The following is an 18,782-nucleotide window of genomic DNA, read 5'->3' on the forward strand; positions in this document are numbered from 1 at the left end:
CCGGAAGGGGGCGATTGGTTTCGGCACGAGGAGCCGGCGATTAAAGGGCTGGGCCTTCGTTTTCTTGACCTCAACCGGAATAAGAAGAGCCTTACTTTAAACCTTAAGACCCCTGCGGGAAAGGAGATTTTTTTTGCTTTAGCCAGGTCCTCCCAAGTAGTGGTGGAAGGATTTCGCCCGGGTGTAGTGGAACGCTTGGGAATTGACTATTCCCGAGTGAAAGAAGTCAACTCGCAAATGGTTTATTGTTCCATCTCCGGATATGGCCAGGATGGTCCCTACCGGCTGCTTGCCGGCCACGACATCAACTACCTGGGTTACAGTGGTATCTTAGACCTGGTGGGGTACGAAGACCGGCCCCCTTCCTTACCCTCCGTACCCATCGCCGATTATTCTGCAGGGGGACTTATGGCTGCCGTAGGAATTTTGCTGGCCTTGATGGCTGTTCAGAGGACGGGGAAAGGCCAGTTTGTGGACATCTCCATGCTCGATGGGGTGATGGGCTTTCAGCACGCTCCCTTGGCCGAGTATCTGGCCACAGGCGCTGCGCCCGAGAGAGGAAAGTTCTGGCTGGCCGGAAACATCCCATGTTACGCCCTCTACGAGACCCAGGATGGAAAGGCCATCACCGTTGGGCCCTTAGAACCCCATTTTTGGGCCAATCTCTGCCGGGCATTAGGGCGGGAGGATTTTATTGATCATCAAAGGGCCGAAGGGGAAAAAGGTCAAGAGGTTTACAACTTTTTAAAAAAGACCTTTCGCCAAAAGACCCGCGATGAATGGGTAGCCTTTTTTCATGGGCAGGACGTTTGCTTAGGGCCGGTCAAAAACATGGGGGAGACATTGGAAGATCCGCAGATTCGGCATCGGCAGATGATTGTCGACGTGGAACATCCCCAGGCCGGCCAGCTGAAGCAGATCGGCATCCCCATTAAACTTTCCGAGACTCCCGGAAAAATTACCAGCCTCGCTCCATCTTTGGGGCAGCATACCAAGGAAATTTTACAGGAACTGGGATATTCTGCCGAGGCCATCGAAGGCTTCCGGCGGGAGAAAGTAATTTGAAGATTAAAAAGCAGTCAGCATTAAGCGATCAGCCAAAACAAAAAAATAAAATCATTATCTGGCTGGGGGCTGACTGCTGATAGCTGACCGCTTCTTCAGGAGGTAATTAGATGAGCAAAAAATCGGTCTTTGAAGAAATCGTGAATCCGCAGTTAAATAAAATCGTACCCTACCTTCCAGGCCCGATGACCAAGGACATTGCCGCCAAGTACGAGATGGACCCTGCCAGGGTGATCAAGCTTTCTTCCAACGAAAATCCCTTGGGGGTTCCTCCTTTGGCTAAAGCCAGGATCATCGAGATGGCGGGTGAAGCCAGCCTTTATCCGGATGCGGAGGCACGGGAGTTGCGGGGGGCTCTCGCCCAATATGTCAACATGCGGCCGGAGAACATCGTGGTGGGCCCGGGGTCGTCTTCCTTGATGATGCATATCATCGAGGTCTTCTCAGCCCCCAAAGACGAAGTCGTTTTTACCTCCCCTGCCTTTGGACTCTTCTACGAGGAAAACACCTTGGCCCGGGGGCGGACACCGGTGAAGGTGTCTCTGGAAGAAAATTTTGACCTGGATGTGGTCAAGCTCAAAAAGGCCCTTACCCAAAGGAGCCGAGTGGTTTTTATCACCCGTCCGAATAATCCCACCAGCAAGCTGGTTTCTCTGAAAGACCTCAAAGAGATTCTGCAGGCGGCTGAGGCCGTGAAGGCCATTGTGGTTTCCGATGAGGCCTACGTCGAGTTTGCCGATCCCCACACTTCCGCCCTGGAGTTCTTCTACGAAATGGGAGAAGGAATCAACCTATTGGTCACCAGGACATTCTCCAAGGCCTTTGGCTTGGCCGATGTTCGTCTGGGGTACTGCGTTGGCCCAGCCCACGCGATCGCTTACCTTTCCAAGGCGAAGCCCAAATGGGGGACGGGGATGCTGGCTCAAAGCGCCGGAGTGGCGGCCTTGAAAGATAAAGAACATCTGCAGCGAACCCTGGAAGTCGTGCGCAAAGGGAGAGAATACCTCCACCGGGAGCTGGGCCGTCTGGGACTGGAGATGGTCGATGCCCCCCAGGGGAACTATGTAACGGCAAGGGTGTCTGATTTCGGGTTCACCGCCGAAGAATTCACCGAAGAGCTCTGCCGGCGCGGGGGTATCATGATCCGGGGGGATTTCCATCCGGAATACGTGCGCATCAGTATCGGAACGATGCCCCAGAACGAAGTGGTGACTCAAACCGTGGCCGCAATGATCAAAGGAAGGAAAAGGGGGTAAAGACGATGGATAAGCGGATGGAAGTTTTAGAAGGGGCGATTGATCTTCATTTTCACGCTACACCTGACCTGCATGATCGGCTGCTGGATGAAGTGGAGATTGCCAGGGACGCACGGGAAGCCGGCATGAAGGCGGTGCTCTCCAAAGCCCACTACGGAATTAACGCTACGCGGATGCACTACGTAAGCAAAGCAGTTCCTGGCATCCACACCTTTGGGGGAGTCGTTCTCAATCCTGCTGTGGGCGGGCTTAACCCCAGCGCCGTGGAAGTGGCCATAGCGTTCGGAGGGAAAGAGGTCTGGATGCCCTCCATCTTCTCCGATGCCCATATCCGCCATTTCAAGGGAACTTACGGCACCATGCCGGGAAGGGTGAAGTGGCCGGAGAAAGGAATCACCATTCTTGATCAGGAGGGAAAGTTGCTGCCGGCGGTTAAAGAGATCCTCGACATGATCGCAGAGGCCAATATCATCCTGGGAACTTCTCATTGCTCAGCGGAAGAAAGTCGGATATTGATCGACGAAGCCTTCCGACGGGGGGTGAAGAAGATCCTGGTCACTCACCCGCATAACGAGGTTCCAGACCTTTCCCTGGAGGTTCAGGTGGAGTTTGCCAGAAAGGGAGCCTACCTGGAGCACTGCTTTCTGCCAACGACCCCCATGTTCTTCAACGCCCGCCTAAAAGATATCATCGAGGTGATCCGCAAGGCCGGGCCTGAGCGGTGCGTGCTGGCCACAGACTTTGGCCAAGTCTTCAACCCCTCGCCGGTTGAGGGGTTGCGAATGTTCATCCTCGGGTTGATCAATCAGGGAATTACCCGCGAAGAGATCGACATCATGGTGCGCAAGAATCCAGCCAAGCTGCTGGGTCTGGATTAACCTTTGGCTGAAAAAATGAGGACGGAGCGTAGCCATGGAAAAAACATTCAGGGTTGGCCTGTTGGTCCCTTCCTCTAACACAATAATGGAAGTGGACCTTTACCGGAGCCTTTCAGCTCCGATAACGATCCATCCCGCCAGAATGTACTTAGAGGAGACGACCCCGGAAGGAGAGAGGAGGATGCTTTCCGAAGAAGTGCCGAGGGCGGCCAATCTATTGAAGACATTACATCCTCATCTTGTGGTCTTTGGCTGCACCTCGGCCGGGGCGCTATCTGGCTCCAATTTTCCCCAGGAGATCAACAGGCAAATCGGAACGATTGTAGGCTGTCCGGTGTTGGACATTCTGACGCCAGTGGCAGAGGAACTGAAGCGGATCCAGGCCAAGAAGCTCGCGGTTTTGACCCCTTATTCTACGGAGCTCAATCAATCGATCCGGATCAGCCTGGAAGGGATGGGGTTTCAGGTCCTTTCGATCGAGGGAATGGGCATTACCGTGAATTTTGAGTTGGCTACTCCTGGGCCGGAGGAGATTGTTGCCTTTGCCCTAAAAAGCTCCATTTCTGCAAACGCGGAAGCCCTATTCCTTTCCTGTACGAATTTTCGGGCTTGGGAAGCCATGCCGCTATTGCAAAGGCATTTCCGCATGCCCATCGTCACCAGCAACCAAGCTACGATTGAAAAAATAAAAAGAGTCTATGCCAGAGCAGCCTAACTCCGTCGGGTGAAGTTACAGGGAAATAGAACAGAAAAATCTGCATCGGCCCACCCCGTGGGCAACTCTTTATTAAAAAAAGAAGGGCAAGATAATGAAAGCTTTCATATCGAAAAATTGGGCTAAGGAGGGGAAAGAGGGCAAATGAAGACCAGCGAACGATTGGCCCAATTTGTTGCTGGGCATCAGTATGCGGATTTACCTGTTGGAGTTGTTGAACTGGCCAAACATACCATTGCCGATACCCTGGGTTGTGGTATCGCCGGGTACACAACCGCTAAAGAAGAGTGCCGCTGGATCCTTGAGTTGGTTAAGGACCTGGGAGGGCGGTCCGAGGCCACAGTCTTTCTGGATGGGTTCCGAACTTCCGCCCCCCTCGCGGCCCTGGCCAATGGGACCATGATCCATACCATTGATTTTGATGATACCCACATGGGTTCCATTGCCCATTTCGGCTCTTGCCTGGTACCCACCGTCTTTGCTTTGGGGGAACGGTTGAAGGTCGATGGCTCCTCCCTCATTAATGCCTTCGTTGTGGGTTTTGAGGTGGGGGCTCGGGTAGGCCGGTCCATGATGCCCAGCCATTACCGCTATTGGCACCCGACCAGCACTTTTGGTTCTTTGGCTTCAGCTGCCGCCGCGTGTAAGTTGTTGAATCTGGATGCGGCTCAAACGGAACAAATTTTGGGTCTGGCTGCAGATGAGGCCGCGGGCCTGCGTTATTGCATCGATAAAGGGGATTTTTCCAAAAGCCTGCACCCGGGATTCGCGGCCATGCGCGGGATCATGCTGGCCCTCTTGGGACAGAAAGGAGCGACTGGTCCGAAGGGTCTTCTGGAATATCCTACGGGGTTTTGCCGGGCTTTTTCTGAGGACCCCAAAATCGAAAAAATCACGGAAGGCTTAGGGTCTTCCTATGAGATTACCTCCAATAGTCTCAAAGCTTTTCCGACGATCCTTTGCAGCCATTCATCGATCCAGGCAGTGTCGGAGGTGATGAAGAAGAATTCCCTCAATGCCTCGGATGTCAAGAGGATCCACCTGCGCATTTCCGAGACGGCGAAAGACCAAGGGAAGAATTACAATCCCGGGACTCCTCTGGCAGCCCGTTTAAGTATTCCCTTTTGTATCGCCCTGGCGGTGTCGGAGAAGAAAGTTTCGCTGGGGCAATTCACGGAGGAGAAGCTGAAGGACCCATCGATTCGCGAGTTTATGAAAAAAGTGGAAGTCGACGATGATCGTTCCCTGAATGAACGCTACCCCGGGACTTTGGCCTCGATAACGGAAATTGAGACCGTAAACAAAGGCCGGCTGCGGCAAGAGGTCATTTATCCAAAAGGGAATCCGAAGAATCCGATGAGTAAAGACGAAGTAACCCAAAAATTTCGTGAGCTCTGTTCGCTGACGTTGCCCTCCGAAAAATATGAAGAGTTGCTTAGCCTCCTTTTTGGTCTGGAGCGGGTTTCTGATTTAGGCCAGGTGATCGCTTTACTTAAGGCCTAAAGGGAGGTACATCATTTTCCTGGAGTTTTTGGGGCGCTTTTTTGATGTTTCACCCAGCCCTCGATTCGATCCCGATAAATTATCGTCAGAACAATGAAAAAGAGTGCTATTCCTAAGATAACGAAGAATCCTCGGTAATTTTCCGACCTCACTGCCTGCCCTTGTAGACATAGCAGAAGCGTTCCTGGTATTCTTCCGATCGTGGAGATAATAAAAAAGGTAAGAACGTGCATGGGGCTTAAACCCAGCAGGTAACAGAAATAGTCTTTGGGCAACCCTGGAATGAGGAAAAAAATGAAGGAAAAAAAGGCCCCTTGATGTTCCATGAGGTAATCAAATTTCCCCATGAGTTCTTGCCCCACGAAACGGCGGACAAATGGCATCCCCAGGCGGCGGGAAATCAAGAAAGCAAACAGCGAACCGCAAGTAAGGCCTATCGTAGAGTAGGTAAACCCCAGGCCGATTCCGAAAAGGTATCCCCCGATGAAGCCGGTAAGCTCTCCGGGGATGGGGGCAAAAAGGACCTGCAGGATTTGTAGCCCGATGAAAGTTAAAGGGGCGTAAGATCCGAAAGAAACAACTAAAGCAGCAACCTTCTCTTTGTTGGAAAAGAAGCGTATAATCTCACGAAAGCACTGGTACGATTCCCGGTAATAATAGAGTAAAAGGCAGATAGAAAGGAGTAACAGGCCATACCAAAACAGTGTCTTCCATCTTTTTTTGTTGTTACTGTTGGCCATTCATTCCTCAAAAGTTTTGGGAGAGTTCAAGATCATGTAGGTGCCCATCCCTTTGGCTATCAGTTGCCCGTCTTCCTTTTTCACCTCCATATCTGCCATCACCAGCCTTCTTCCTTTGTTGACGATCCGAGCTTCCCCGATCATCTCTCCGCTGTGGACGGAGGAAAGAAAATTGATTTTAAACTCGGCAGTAGTCACTCTTTCCCCGGGTTGGATCATCGTCATAAGGGCAAAGGCCACCGCCGTATCGGCCAGTGAAGTAATCGCTCCCCCGTGAACGACGCCATAGGCTTGGGTCAATTCTTTCCTGAAGGGCATGCGGAACCGGGCAAAACCTTCATCGATCTGGTCCAGGGTAATCTGCAGGAGTTGGTAATACGGCGCGGTTTCCACCGCCCGCCTCAGGGCTTTTTCATAACTTTCCTTAATGGGCATGGGCACTCCTCTAAGTTTTCATCGATCAGCGGTAAGCAAATCCATTAATGAAATTTTTTTGCTGATTGCTGAACGCTATCTTTCTCAGCCATTCCATGGCTTTTTGCATGGCTCGTTCCTCCACGCGCAACCGATGACCGGCCCCCTCGATGAGAAAAAGGTCTGCTTCTCCCCGAACCTTGTCATAAAGTTTTCTGGCATGATTTATGTTGACAACGTCATCTTCCGTGCCGTGAATAATGAGCAATGGCCGGGGAGGAATCCGACCAATCCATTTTAAAGGCTTCACGGTCCGAAACCCATCCTTCCAGTCTTTAAGCGAAAGTGGGAAATTGGCATCTCTGATGATCCCCACATCCCGGCAATGGCTCAAAAAGTCTACCAGGCTTTTGCCCGTGATCAGGTCCCGGAACTCAGCCGGAGAAGCGCATGAGACCAGGGCCGCAACTTCTTTTCGTTGAGCAGCCACGTAGATGGATACAGCTCCTCCTCCACTGAAGCCCACGAGGAAGATCCGCGTTGGGTCTACTTCCGGGCGATGGATAAAATAATCTAAAGCTCCTTCCAAATCCCGGGTCCATCCCAAAAGGTCAAAATTTCCTTCGCTCAACCCGGCTCCGCGGAAATTGAAGATCAGGACTGCAAAACCTTCCTGGCAGAAGCGTTCGGCCAATAAAGGGTACCCCCGGTCATCCGGTTCTTTAACTTTGGCCGGGATCCCATGGCAGACGATCAGGCCCGGAAAGGGGCCGGTTGGCCCGGCAGGGATATATACTTCCCCTTTGATATTCAACCCGTCGCTCTTCCAAGAAACTTTTTTGACTTTCATGATTAATTAAATAGCCACAGAGTTCACAGAGAACCCAGAGGTAAAAATACCGTAAACCGTTAGGCACAAGGGGAAAGGGGTAAAAATCTTGGCGCGTAGCGCTATGCGCTCTGCGTTTTTTCAGTGCCCTCGGTGTTCCTATACAATCCAGTTATAATGATTTACCGCAGAGCACGCAGAGGGCACAGAGATTTTTTTTTATTCTTAAATACCATTCCGGCAACTGTATGGCCCGCCCTCTTTTTATTTATATTTACCTCGGCGGTCTCAGCGCTCTCTGTGGTTAATGGGTTTGGCATTTTTATGGTCGGCCCAGGACAAAGACGCAGGCGATCGACCCTGGGCCTCCCAAGGTATGGGTGAGGCCAAAGTCGGCTTTTTTCACCTGGCGCTTTCCGCTACGGCCCCGCATCTGGTTGACCACGTCCGCCACCATGCGCACACCCGTTGCCCCTACTGGGTGGCCGCAAGATTTCAGCCCTCCGCTGGTGTTAACCGGAAGATCCCCATTCAATGCCGTTACCCCTTCCCCAATGATCTTTCCTCCTTCGCCGCGGCCACAAAATCCTAAGTCTTCATAATTCACTAACTCCGTGATGGTAAAACAGTCATGCACCTCGGCGACGTGGATTTCTTTACGGGGATCTTTAATACCGGCTTGACGATAGGCCGTGGCCGCAGCCTCCCGCGTGGACTTGAAACCCAGAAAATCATTGTCTTCTTGGAAGGCCATGCTGAAGTACCCGTAGGTCACGGCCAGGCCCATTCCTTTGATCAGGATGTAATCTTTTTTCAGATCTTTAGCAATTTCCGGGGTGGTCAAGATAGCCGCGGCCGCCCCGTCTGTTGTGGGGCAGCAGTCAAAGAGGCCAAGAGGGTCCACCACCATGGGGGCTTTTAAGACCGTATCTTCGGTGATGGGAGAACGGAAATGAGCCTTGGGATTCAACGATCCGTTGTAATGATTCTTTACGGCCACTTTGGCCAGAGTCTCTTTGTTGTACCCATATTGGTGAAAATATCGGGTGGCGATGGGGGCAAAAATCCCCGGGGCTGTTCTCCCCTTAGAGATGACCGGGTGGGTCTCGTGGATATGCCGGGCGACCAAACTACCCCGCGGCGGAACCTCGCGCATCTTTTCCACGCCCACAGCCAGGACCATTTTGTATTCCCCCGAGGCCACCCCAAAGGCGGCATTCCGCACCGCCTCCATCCCCGAGCAGCAGTAAGCGGAGACGCGGGTCACGGGGCGGGGATAAAAGTTCAGGGGTTCGGCCAGCGAAGCGCCGGCGTCTCCTTCAAGACCGGTGAGCCCGGGAGAAAGAGTCCCCAGCCAGGCGGCATCCATATCTTTCGTTTCCAAACCGGCATCGGCATATGCTTCATATACCGCTTCTAAGGCCATATCTTGATAAGTCATTTCAAAATTTTCGCCGAATTTTGTTGCCCCTACGCCGATGATGGCAACACGGTCTTTAATACTCATCCTAACCTCCATTTCTTAAGCTCTCAGCCATCAGCGATCAGCTGTCAGCTTTTTTCCTGCGGGCGAAGTTTCCAGAAGTAGTTGTAGAATCCATCCCCTTGGTGGAACCTGCGGAAAGTCAGCTCCACCGGCATGCCAATCTTTACCTGAGCCGGGTCGCAATCCGTCAGTTGGCCGTAGAAACGGCCTCCCCCGTCCATGTCGACCACGGCCATGACGGTGGGGGGGTCTGGACTGGGGTAAAGGTGGTCTTTGGCAAAAGTGTATATCTTCCCGCTCCTGGGAAGCTTGGCGTCCTCATATTCATCCTTGGCATTACATTTCTGGCAAACCCTGCGCCGCGGGTAAGCAAACGTGCCGCATTTTTTACAGCGGGTGCCGTACAGTTGCAGGTTCTGTTTCTTTTCCTTCCAGAGAAGCGCCCAGGAAGAATAGGGGATCAGAGGTTTATTGGAAAGGGTGCCCTGAAATTTGAGAAATTTCTCGTAGTTGGTCAAGGGTTTTTTGTAGCTCAGGTAGCTGGTTACGCCCCGCTTTTCCTTCAACCTTTCTATTTCGGGAGTGACCTGCAATAGAAAGGCGTCGCTGTTCCCCGCCCCGTAACTGCAAAGCAGGATACGTTCGCCCGGTTTGGCCTTTTCCAGGCCGGCGATCAAAAGTAATAACGGTGCGGCCGCCCCTGTGTCTCCTACTGTGGTCAGCAGGGGGTCTTCCATGAAGGAACCTGGAGACAGGTTCAGGCTTTTGATTACGCGGGCGTAGGCCCGACTATCTGGGGCGGAGAAGATGAATTGAGAAATATCCGCGGCTTTCATCTCATATTTCTTCAGGATCCCTTCGATACAGTTCTTGACGATGCGGGCATACCCGTAGGCCTGGGTGAAAGCAGCGTCTCCTTTTTGTAAAAAAGCATCATCCTGTTTCCGCCAAGCATCCATGAATTCTTCGGAAAGGGAATAAATCCCTTCTATGGAAGCCGCCACGGCAGTGGACCCGACCATCAACCCCGCCGCACCATCTCCAAAGAGTTGTTCGGAATCTGACCCGGGCTCACCCCGGCGGGAGTCCCCTGCTACCACCAGAATGCTCTTGGCGCTCCCGCCTTTCACGGCATCCATGGCCGATTTCAAAGCGGCTGTTCCAGCCCGCAGAGAAGAGAGCTGGTCTGCCGTAAAGATCTCCACGGGAAGATCCACGACTGTAGCCGCCAGGGTTGAGGCCTGTTTTTCTAAGTAAGGGGACGTGGTAGAAGCAAATATCAACCCGTCGACGGCTTTCGGATCAATGCCCTGAAGACAGTTCAGGGCCGCCTCCACACTCATTGTCAGGCTGTCTTCATCATGGTTAGCCACGGAACGTTCCCCGGAAATAAACCGGGGGCCCCAGGCTTTGGCTATTACATCTCGTCCCAAACGATATTTGGGAATGTATGCCCCATAGCTTGTAATTCCTACCATTGGCACCTCCTTTTCCATTGGGCGATCCTAAAAAAATCAGATTTTTTTGGCCTTCTCATAAGGGCCGTGCCTGCTAAACGCTTCCAAAATTAACACATATTGAGACTTGATGCAACGATTCTTCTCAACTTACATCGCACTCCTTATTCCCTAATCCTTGAACCCTTTTTACACCCAACTTAATCTTATGGAAGAGTCACCGCTTAATTTGGAATTTTTAAAATCCACAACCTTTTGGCTCAGACAAAATTTTTTTGCATTTTTTTCCTTTTTTTTACACTTTTCCTCTTGCATTTTACGGCGCCCAGCTTTATATTGTTATTAGCACTCGTTTTCAATGAGTGCTAATAAGAGTTTTTTTGCAAGCCCATTCCTGCCGGTGGCCTACCTTTTGCGAGAAAAATTATCCGGTTTAGGAATAAGAAATGTAATAAAATCACTATAATAGAAAGGAGTTTTTTTATTTTTAGTCGGAAATAACCGACCATTTTAAACTGTAGAAAGGAGAAGTAAACGATGAAAATTAGACCACTTCAAGATCGAGTCATCGTCAAACGCGTGGAAGAGGAAGGGAAAACAAAAGGAGGAATCATCATTCCCGATTCCGCAAAAGAAAAACCCATGGAAGGCAAAGTGATTGCTGTAGGTAAGGGTAAAGTTCTCGAGGACGGAAAGATCCACCCCCTTGATGTCAAGGTCGGTGACCGGGTGCTCTTCGGCAAATATTCCGGTACCGAGGTCAAAATTGATGAGGAAGAACATCTGATCATGCGCGAAGATGACATTTTGGGCGTGATCGAAAAATAATCAGAAATAATTACTGGACCTTAAAGGAGGAATGAAACAATGGCAGCCAAAGAAATACGTTATGATCAAAGAGCACGGGAATCCATGCTTAAGGGCGTTAATACCCTGGCCGATGCGGTAAAGGTCACCTTGGGGCCCAAAGGACGCAATGTCATTCTGGATAAGAGCTTCGGTTCTCCTACCGTAACCAAGGATGGCGTCACCGTGGCTAAAGAAATCGAATTGGAAGATAAATTTGAGAATATGGGGGCCCAGATGGTCAAAGAAGTAGCTTCCAAGACCTCTGACGTAGCCGGGGACGGAACCACCACGGCCACGATCTTGGCCCAGGCCATTTACCGTGAAGGATCTAAACTGGTAGCAGCGGGCCACAACCCCATGGAGCTGAAAAGAGGAATTGAGAAAGGTGTGGAGACCGTCGTCGAAGAACTCAAGAAACTTTCCAAACCCACCAAAGAACAAAAAGAAATCTCTCAAGTCGGAAAAATTTCAGCCAATAACGACGAGACCATCGGCAATATTATTGCCGAGGCCATGGCCAAAGTTGGCAAAGAAGGCGTGATCACCGTGGAAGAAGCCAAATCCATGGAAACCACCTTGGACATCGTTGAAGGCATGCAGTTTGACCGAGGGTACATCTCTCCTTATTTTGTGACCAACCCGGAAAAGATGGAAGCCGTACTCGAGGATGCCCTGATCCTTATCAACGAGAAAAAGATCAGTAACATGAAAGACCTCCTGCCGGTGTTGGAGCAGATTGCCAAAATGGGTAAGCCCCTCTTGATTATCGCCGAAGAAGTAGAAGGTGAGGCCCTGGCCACCCTGGTGGTGAACAAACTGCGGGGTACTTTGAAATGCGCAGCTGTGAAGGCCCCTGGGTTTGGGGACAGGCGTAAAGCCATGCTGGAAGACATCGCCACTTTAACCGGCGGGCAGATGCTCTCCGAAGAGATGGGAGTGAAGTTGGAGTCCATCTCCCTCAAAGACCTGGGCAAGGCCAAACGGATCACCATTGACAAGGATAACACGACGATCATCGAAGGAGCCGGAGAATCCAAGGCTATTGCGGGCCGGGTGAAGCAGATTCGGGCCCAGATCGAAGAGACCACTTCCGATTACGACAAGGAGAAATTACAGGAGCGGCTGGCCAAGCTGGTTGGCGGAGTAGCCGTGATCAACGTCGGCGCAGCCACAGAAACTGAGATGAAGGAAAAGAAAGCTCGGGTAGAAGATGCGTTGAATGCCACCCGCGCAGCCGTGGAAGAAGGGATTGTCGCCGGTGGTGGAGTGGCCTACCTGCGCACCTTGCCGGCCATAGAAAAGATAAAACTTTCCGATGAGCAACAGTTTGGCCTGAACATCCTGAAGAAGGCCTTGGAAGAGCCCATCCGCTGGATCGCCCAGAATGCCGGGCACGATGGCTCCATCGTCATCGAGAAAGTAAAAAATGAAAAGGGTAATATGGGCTTCGATGCCCAGGAAGAGGAATATACGGACATGGTCAAGGCCGGAATCATCGACCCCACCAAAGTGGTACGCACAGCCTTGCAGAATGCTGCTTCCGTAGCCGCTTTGCTACTGACCACCGAGGCCATGGTGGCGGAAAGACCCAGAGAAAAAGAAAAATTTCCATCCATGCCTCCAGGAGGCGGCGGAATGGAAGGGATGTATTAAAAGCCGAAGGCTTACAGGAACACCAATAACGAATAACCTATAACCATTAAAAAATTACCAGATAATCGCCCCCTTGCCCTGCCCCTCTCCCCCGCAACCGGGGGAGAGGGTAGGGTTTTGGTAAAGGAAAAGCCCTCCGTCGAAAAGAAGGAGGGCTTTTCCTTTTTAGCAGAAAGCTTATTGGCGTTCTTTTTGGGCTTCCAGGATGGCGGTCTCTAAACGTTCATCCAGGGCCCGAAGCCGGGAGGCCATTTTTTTTAACATCTTCAGGGCGATTTCAATGTTCCCCTTAAGAAGGCTTTCGAAAGTATCAGGGCTGACTACCAGAATTTTACTGTCCTCAATTACTTCCACCGTAGCCGAACGATCCATTCCCATCAGCAGGGCCATCTCTCCGAAAAATTCTCCATCGGAAAGTTCAGCCAAAACTTTCTCGGTGGTCCCCACTTTTTTCCGAACCTGCACCTTCCCTTTTTGGATGATGAACATGTCCCGCCCCAGTTCTCCCTCGCGGAAGAGAACGGTTCCTTTAGGAAAATCTTTGCCGAACTTCCAGAAAAGCTGTTCTTCTTTTTTCATGGAGGATCTGACTCCTTGTCCGCAACTGGCTGGCGTTCGGCTATCATTTTCTCGATGATTTCATAGGCTTTTTTCAACCGGGCTGCCAAATTAGCCACGACCTTCAAACCAATGCCCGAAGTTCCTCGAAACAAACTATCCAAAACTTCTGGCTGGACTACGAGGATCTGGCTTTCCCCTTCCACCACGGCGTTGATGGAGCGCGGCTGTCCAATCAGGCAGGCCATTTCCCCGAAGAAATCTCCCTCTTTTAGGACGTCAATGGTCACTTCCTCCTTGCCCACCTTTTTATAGAGTCGCACCTGGCCCTTCTGGATGATAAACATTCCGGTGCAAGCCTGCCCTTCTTCGAAAAGGATGGTTCCTGCGGGGAAAAGCCGACCAAATTTCTTGAAGAGTTGTTCCTCTTCCTTCATCGCCCTTCTTTCATCTCCGCCTGCAGGGTATAGATCAAACTGGCCTCGCCCTCAATTTGGACCAAAAGGTAAAAGAGGGAAGGTTTGGTATCCGTCTTTACTTGGGGGTGAAAAACTTTTACCACAAAAGGAGTAGTTTGGGGAAATGGGCAGTTGCCCCCTTTTAAAAGCCGGAAGGATTTATTCAAAAACTTCCAGCTTACCTTCCCTTTCTGGCCGCTGCCTTGCCACTGCAGCGGACTGGCCTGGAGAGTTAGAGAATGATTGGGTTTGATGTTGATTTTGAAGATGTCGTAAACATCCGCCGTGGAGCTAACGAAGTTCTCATCAAAAAGGTAAGTCCCAGGCTCAGAAAGCGGTAAAAAAATAGCCTTCTCATAGGTCTCCGGGGCATCCGTACCTGAATTACCATCATTCTGATCCCATAAAACAATCTGCAGCGTATACTGACCCAAAATTTCTCCGGAGTAAACCCCGCCGCTTCCCAGAGCATGGATATAATAGGCTGACGGCTTGGGTTCGGAATTGGAAGTCCATTCCATGAAGAAGGGATCAACTTCGGGATTGGTCTTACTGGTAACTCTTAGACTGGCTCCCTCCGGGTCTTCCAGCCTCCATTCCACCTTCCCCCCCATTTCTACTATCCAATGGGGAGTTAAAAATACCTGGATGGTCTGGCCTGGCTTGATTGGGCTTACTTTGAAAACTTGCCTTCCTTCATTGATAATAAACCCTCTGTGCTCTCCCTCCCCCACAATTCTTTCCTCGGCCCAAAGGGGATAAACCCAAAGTACGCACAAAAGAAGAAAAGAGAAACTCGTTTTCATCCCATCCCCGAATTTTATCCCAGCATCTGGTTTTCCATGCGGTTCATGAGGCGCTTCCACCCCCGATCCACGTTTTCCTGAATGCGCTCCAAATCCCCTTCTTTCAGGAAGGCAAACCGTCCTTGAGGCTTCAAATATTCGCCCGCAGGGGTCCCTTCGGGTTCCATATTGAGGGTGTAGCGCTCACCATTTTCTACTTCGTAGAGGGGGAAAATCTTCGTCTGTACAGCCAGTCGGGCCAGACGGATGGTCAGCTCCGCAGAAAATCGCCATCCCACTGGACAGGGAGAAAAAGCATAAATAAATTTGAACCCCCGCGTCTCCTTGGCCCTTTTCATCTTGCGCATGAAATCTTCCGGGTAGGCAATGGAAGCCGTTGCCACGTAGGGTACCCGGTGGGCGACCATGATCTGGACGATGTCCTTCTTGGGTTGATTCTTCAGATTAGCTGGAGGCGTAGTGGTGGTCCAGGCTCCCCAAGGCGTGGCCGAGGAACGCTGGATCCCCGTGTTCATGTAGGCCTCGTTGTCATAACAAATGTAGATATAGTCGTCATTGCGTTCGGCCGCGGCCGAAAGAGCCTGGATGCCAATATCAAAAGTGCCGCCATCTCCGGCGATGGTTACCACCGTGGTTGTCGTGTCCCCTTTTATATCCAGCGCCGCCCGCACACCCGAACCTGCAGCCCCGGCAGAGGGGAAAGGAGTGTTATAGGCAGCCAGTTTAATGGGTGAAATGGGAAATGTTCCGGAGATGGTTCCAAAGCAGCCAGCCGTGATGACGGCGATGGTTTGTTCACCAAGGGCATGAAAAACGGTGCGCAAAACAATAGGCATGGCACAACCCGGGCAACAGCCGTGGCCGGAGTGAAGATACTCGTTGCTTAACTCTTTGGCTTTCATTTTTGCACCCCTATCCAAATGGGCAACCCATTGGGGTTCGGATTTCGAATTGTGTATTCAAGTATTTCCTGAATGGTTTCTGGTGTGATATCCTTTCCTCCAAGGCCGGCGATAAATTCAAAGACTTTCGGTTTGCGGGGCGAGTTGAAGAGGGCGGCTTTCAGTTCCTGGGCGACGATGCCGCCGGCACCCAATGAGTTGTCGCGGTCGAGCACGGCGACCTTCTTGGCCCCTTCCAAGATCTTGCAGAGTTCCTTGGATGGGAAGGGACGGAACATGCGCAGGCGGCATAGCCCCACTTTCTTGCCCTGTTTCCGGAAAGCTTTGACAACTTCGATCGCTGTGCTGGCAGCGGTCCCCATGGTGAGCAGCACCACATCGGCGTCGGCCAGATGAACTTTTCCCGTGTAGCCATAGCTCCGGCCGAAACGGGCCCTGAATTCGCGGTCCACGCGGGCGATGACTTTTTTGGCCTCATCCATCGCCTTCTGAGCTTCATGTTTGAAGGAGATAAAGAGAGAAGGGTCGGCCATAATGTTAAAAGTGTGGGGGTCGCCGGGGTCGAGTTTATAGCGGGGCCGGTAAGGAGGCAGAAAGGCATCCACTTCCTTCTGCTCGGGAACTTCCACTGTTTCCGAGGTATGGGAGAGGAAGAAGCCATCCTCTAAGATCATTACGGGTAAAAGGACCTCTTCCGCGATCCGGTAGCCTTGAATGACTGTATCCAACGCTTCCTGGGCGCTCTGGCAATAAAGCTGGATCCAGCCTGTGTCGCGCTGGGATAGGCTATCGCTATGGTCACACCAGATATTCCAGGGAGAGCCGATCGCCCGGTTGGCGTTGACCATGACCACGGGCAGGCGTGTGCCGGAAGTCCAGTGGAGCATCTCATGCATATAGGCCAGCCCATGGGATGAAGTTGCCGTAAAAACCCGGGCTCCCGCAGCTGAGGCCGCGGCCACGCAGGCCAGGGCGGAATGCTCGGATTCCACCTTGATAAACTTAGCCTTCAGCCGCCCGTCGGAGCAAATCTCGGATAGTTCCTCGACGATGGTGGTCTGAGGAGTGATGGGATAAGCAGAGATCACTTCGGCCCGGGATAGCATGACGCCGTAGGAGACGGCGGAATTTCCAGTAAGTAATTTTTTCATTTTTTCACCTCCACGGAGATGGCCCCGCGGGGGCACTCCGCCACGCAGATGCAGCATCCTTTGCAATAATCCAAGTTGATTTCATATCCTTGCATGTCCGGCCGGGCTGAGATAGCCATATCCGGGCAATAGAGAAAACAATTGTGGCAGAGGTTACAGACTCCACAGTTAAAGCAGCGCTTGGCCTCTTCGAGGGCGGCCGCCGCAGATAAACCAAGGGTTACTTCGGAAAAATTGGAAGTACGCTGAGGGACGGAAATTTTTTCCTTCGCCCTCCGCGCCTGGGGCTTGAAGTAAGCGGTGTTTATTTCGGAAAACGTAACCACTTCTTGCGCCAAGCCATCCCAACATCTCTTTTGGTAACGGGCCATGGAAAGGATGCCCTTCTCTCCCCAGCGCGCGCAACGCAGGGCCTCGAGTACGTCCTTGCCCCCTAGGGTGGCATCAATGGCCATGGCTGCCTTCTTTCCGGAGCCAATGGCGTAGGACACTGTCCGCGGCTGGGCGGTGATGTCTCCTCCGGCAAAAACTTTCTTCCGGGAGGTTGCTCCGACTTCATTCACGAACAGGGAGCCCGCTGACTTTTGCAGTTCCTGGGGAAGAAAAGATAAATCAGGAACTTCCCCGATGGAGGAAATGACCGAGTCGACTGGAAGGGTAAAATTGGAACCTGCGATAGGTTGAGGTTGCCTCCGTCCGTCCCTCCCCGGGGGGCCGAGAAGATTTTTGATACATTCGATCCCTTTCACGTTTCCGTTCTCGGTGAGGATTTTTATCGGGGAGCTGAGGAAAATGCATTCGATGGATTCTTCTTCGGCTTCCGTCACTTCCTCTTCCCAGGCGGGCATCTCTTCTTTGGTCCGGCGGTAAATGATCAATGGTTTGGCTCCGAGACGCAGGGCGGATCGAGCTGCGTCCATGGCCGTGTTTCCCCCGCCGATGATGGCCACCCGCTGTCCGAGGTCAACGGTCTGCCCGGAGTTAATTTTCTTTAAAAATTCCAATCCGGACATTACGCCCGCCGCGTCTTCCCCGGGGATGTTCATCGGCATACTCTTCCAGGCACCCGTGGCCACAAACCAAGCATCGAACCGTTGCAGGTCCTTCCACTGCACTTCAGTGCCCAGACCTGCGTTCGTCTTGGCTTCCACTCCCAGGGCAAGGATATTCCCGATCTCCTGGTCGAGAATGTCCTTGGGCAAACGATAGGGCGGTATGCCGTAGCGAAGCATTCCTCCGAGTTGCGGCTGGGCTTCGAAAATGGTTACTCCATAGCCCAAGGAAGCAAGGTGGTAAGCGCAGGACAGACCTGCCGGGCCAGAGCCGATGATGGCTACTTTCTCTTTCTCTTTTTCTTGTGGGGGCAGGAAGTGTTTTCCTGCCTGATAGGCATGATCTCCAAGGAATCTCTCCAGTCCATTGATGGAGGTGGCTTCGTCGAATTCTTTGCGGTTGCAGGCCCCCTCACAGGGATGGAAACAGACGCGGCCGCAAACCCGGGGCAGGGGGTTTTCCTGGCTAATTTTCTCCCAAGCGCCGAGATAATCCTCTTGTCCGGCCAGGACCATCGCTGCTTCCACATCTTCGCCCGCCGGACAAGCCTCATTACACGGGGCCAGTTTGTTGAGATAAGCCGGGGTGAGGTAGCGCCAAGTCCCTGTCTTGGAGGCCTGGGTTCCTTCGAAAGATAAAGAAAAAGGAGGAAGCGACGACTTTTTTGGCAAAGGGAGGGAAGGTTTTTTCTTCCCCTGTTTCTTCTTTTTTTCCATTTTCTACTCCTATTTTTTATATAAAAAACGCCATGCGCCTAGCGCTAAGCGCTTAGCGTTCAAACGGAGGTCTGCTCATAGGCTGCCTTGGCGGCGGCGATATTCGCCTCTGCTTTGGCAGGCACGTACTCCTGGATTCCCTCCAAGATTGCCTTCAGGCCCACGAGTCCCGTAATCTTGGCGAAGGCGCCCAAGATAACCGTGTTAACGACAGGGGCCGTGGTTGAACCCAAGCCGTTTTCCTGGGCGATACGGTTGGCATCCACCGTGGCGACTCGGAAATCGCTAAAATT

General features: G+C 52.0%; 19 protein-coding genes. 7 read left to right on the top strand and 12 right to left on the bottom strand.

The window, feature by feature from the left end:
• The 5 genes from Q7V48_13935 to Q7V48_13955 all read left to right on the top strand — a co-directional run.
• On the top strand, nt 1-1,065 hold a 1,065-nt coding region (locus tag Q7V48_13935), incomplete at its 5' end, for a CaiB/BaiF CoA-transferase family protein (GenBank protein ID MDO9211826.1).
• A 110-nt stretch (nt 1,066-1,175) separates the two neighbouring features.
• Complete coding sequence (locus Q7V48_13940) at nt 1,176-2,321, top strand: histidinol-phosphate transaminase (GenBank protein ID MDO9211827.1); 1,146 nt, start codon at nt 1,176-1,178, stop codon at nt 2,319-2,321.
• A 5-nt stretch (nt 2,322-2,326) separates the two neighbouring features.
• A complete protein-coding gene (locus Q7V48_13945; protein MDO9211828.1) occupies nt 2,327-3,199 on the top strand; it encodes a DUF6282 family protein in 873 nt (290 codons plus the stop codon).
• A 34-nt stretch (nt 3,200-3,233) separates the two neighbouring features.
• A complete protein-coding gene (locus Q7V48_13950) occupies nt 3,234-3,914 on the top strand; it encodes an aspartate/glutamate racemase family protein (protein ID MDO9211829.1) in 681 nt (226 codons plus the stop codon).
• A 144-nt stretch (nt 3,915-4,058) separates the two neighbouring features.
• Nucleotides 4,059-5,417 (top strand): MmgE/PrpD family protein, encoded by a 1,359-nt coding sequence (locus Q7V48_13955; protein ID MDO9211830.1) that lies wholly within the window; start codon nt 4,059-4,061, stop codon nt 5,415-5,417.
• A gap of 11 nt (nt 5,418-5,428) precedes the next feature.
• Here the strand turns inward: Q7V48_13955 and Q7V48_13960 are convergent, their stop codons facing one another.
• The 5 genes from Q7V48_13960 to Q7V48_13980 form a co-directional block, all read right to left on the bottom strand.
• Nucleotides 5,429-6,157, bottom strand: a complete 729-nt coding sequence (locus Q7V48_13960; protein MDO9211831.1) for a TVP38/TMEM64 family protein — start codon at nt 6,155-6,157, stop codon at nt 5,429-5,431.
• The gene (locus tag Q7V48_13965; protein ID MDO9211832.1) at nt 6,158-6,592 is read right to left on the bottom strand and encodes a PaaI family thioesterase; all 435 of its coding nucleotides are present in this window, start codon (nt 6,590-6,592) and stop codon (nt 6,158-6,160) included. It lies immediately after the preceding gene.
• 25 nt (nt 6,593-6,617) lie between these two features.
• Entirely contained in the window at nt 6,618-7,421 is an 804-nt protein-coding gene (locus tag Q7V48_13970) for an alpha/beta fold hydrolase (protein MDO9211833.1), read from the bottom strand.
• A 301-nt stretch (nt 7,422-7,722) separates the two neighbouring features.
• The gene (locus tag Q7V48_13975) at nt 7,723-8,907 is read right to left on the bottom strand and encodes an acetyl-CoA acetyltransferase (protein ID MDO9211834.1); all 1,185 of its coding nucleotides are present in this window, start codon (nt 8,905-8,907) and stop codon (nt 7,723-7,725) included.
• Nucleotides 8,908-8,951: 44 nt separating this feature from the next.
• Nucleotides 8,952-10,364 (bottom strand): hydroxymethylglutaryl-CoA synthase, encoded by a 1,413-nt coding sequence (locus Q7V48_13980; protein MDO9211835.1) that lies wholly within the window; start codon nt 10,362-10,364, stop codon nt 8,952-8,954.
• A 516-nt stretch (nt 10,365-10,880) separates the two neighbouring features.
• Between Q7V48_13980 and groES the strand changes: the two genes are divergently transcribed.
• A complete protein-coding gene (gene groES / locus Q7V48_13985; GenBank protein MDO9211836.1) occupies nt 10,881-11,171 on the top strand; it encodes a co-chaperone GroES in 291 nt (96 codons plus the stop codon).
• A 39-nt stretch (nt 11,172-11,210) separates the two neighbouring features.
• Nucleotides 11,211-12,845: a chaperonin GroEL gene (gene groL, locus Q7V48_13990; GenBank protein MDO9211837.1), complete on the top strand. Its 1,635-nt coding sequence runs from the start codon at nt 11,211-11,213 to the stop codon at nt 12,843-12,845.
• 177 nt (nt 12,846-13,022) lie between these two features.
• Here the strand turns inward: groL and Q7V48_13995 are convergent, their stop codons facing one another.
• The 7 genes from Q7V48_13995 to Q7V48_14025 all read right to left on the bottom strand — a co-directional run.
• Nucleotides 13,023-13,424: a cyclic nucleotide-binding domain-containing protein gene (locus tag Q7V48_13995; GenBank protein ID MDO9211838.1), complete on the bottom strand. Its 402-nt coding sequence runs from the start codon at nt 13,422-13,424 to the stop codon at nt 13,023-13,025.
• Nucleotides 13,421-13,840 carry a cyclic nucleotide-binding domain-containing protein gene (locus Q7V48_14000; GenBank protein ID MDO9211839.1) on the bottom strand — a complete coding sequence of 140 codons (420 nt, stop codon included), beginning with the start codon at nt 13,838-13,840 and terminating at the stop codon, nt 13,421-13,423. The genes Q7V48_13995 and Q7V48_14000 overlap by 4 nt, the downstream gene beginning before the upstream one ends.
• On the bottom strand, nt 13,837-14,667 hold the full coding sequence (locus Q7V48_14005; GenBank protein MDO9211840.1) for a hypothetical protein: 831 nt from the start codon (nt 14,665-14,667) through the stop codon (nt 13,837-13,839). Before Q7V48_14005 ends, Q7V48_14000 begins: the two co-directional genes overlap by 4 nt.
• Nucleotides 14,668-14,681: 14 nt before the next feature.
• Nucleotides 14,682-15,569: a thiamine pyrophosphate-dependent enzyme gene (locus Q7V48_14010; GenBank protein MDO9211841.1), complete on the bottom strand. Its 888-nt coding sequence runs from the start codon at nt 15,567-15,569 to the stop codon at nt 14,682-14,684.
• Complete coding sequence (locus Q7V48_14015) at nt 15,566-16,720, bottom strand: transketolase C-terminal domain-containing protein (protein MDO9211842.1); 1,155 nt, start codon at nt 16,718-16,720, stop codon at nt 15,566-15,568. Before Q7V48_14015 ends, Q7V48_14010 begins: the two co-directional genes overlap by 4 nt.
• Nucleotides 16,717-18,489, bottom strand: coding sequence for an NAD(P)-binding protein (locus Q7V48_14020; GenBank protein MDO9211843.1), 1,773 nt, complete (start codon nt 18,487-18,489; stop codon nt 16,717-16,719). The genes Q7V48_14015 and Q7V48_14020 overlap by 4 nt, the downstream gene beginning before the upstream one ends.
• A gap of 59 nt (nt 18,490-18,548) precedes the next feature.
• On the bottom strand, nt 18,549-18,782 hold a 234-nt coding region (locus Q7V48_14025; protein MDO9211844.1), incomplete at its 5' end, for a 2-oxoacid:acceptor oxidoreductase family protein.

It is taken from the genome of Deltaproteobacteria bacterium (assembly GCA_030654105.1).
Taxonomy (GTDB): Bacteria; Desulfobacterota; SM23-61; order SM23-61; family SM23-61; genus JAHJQK01.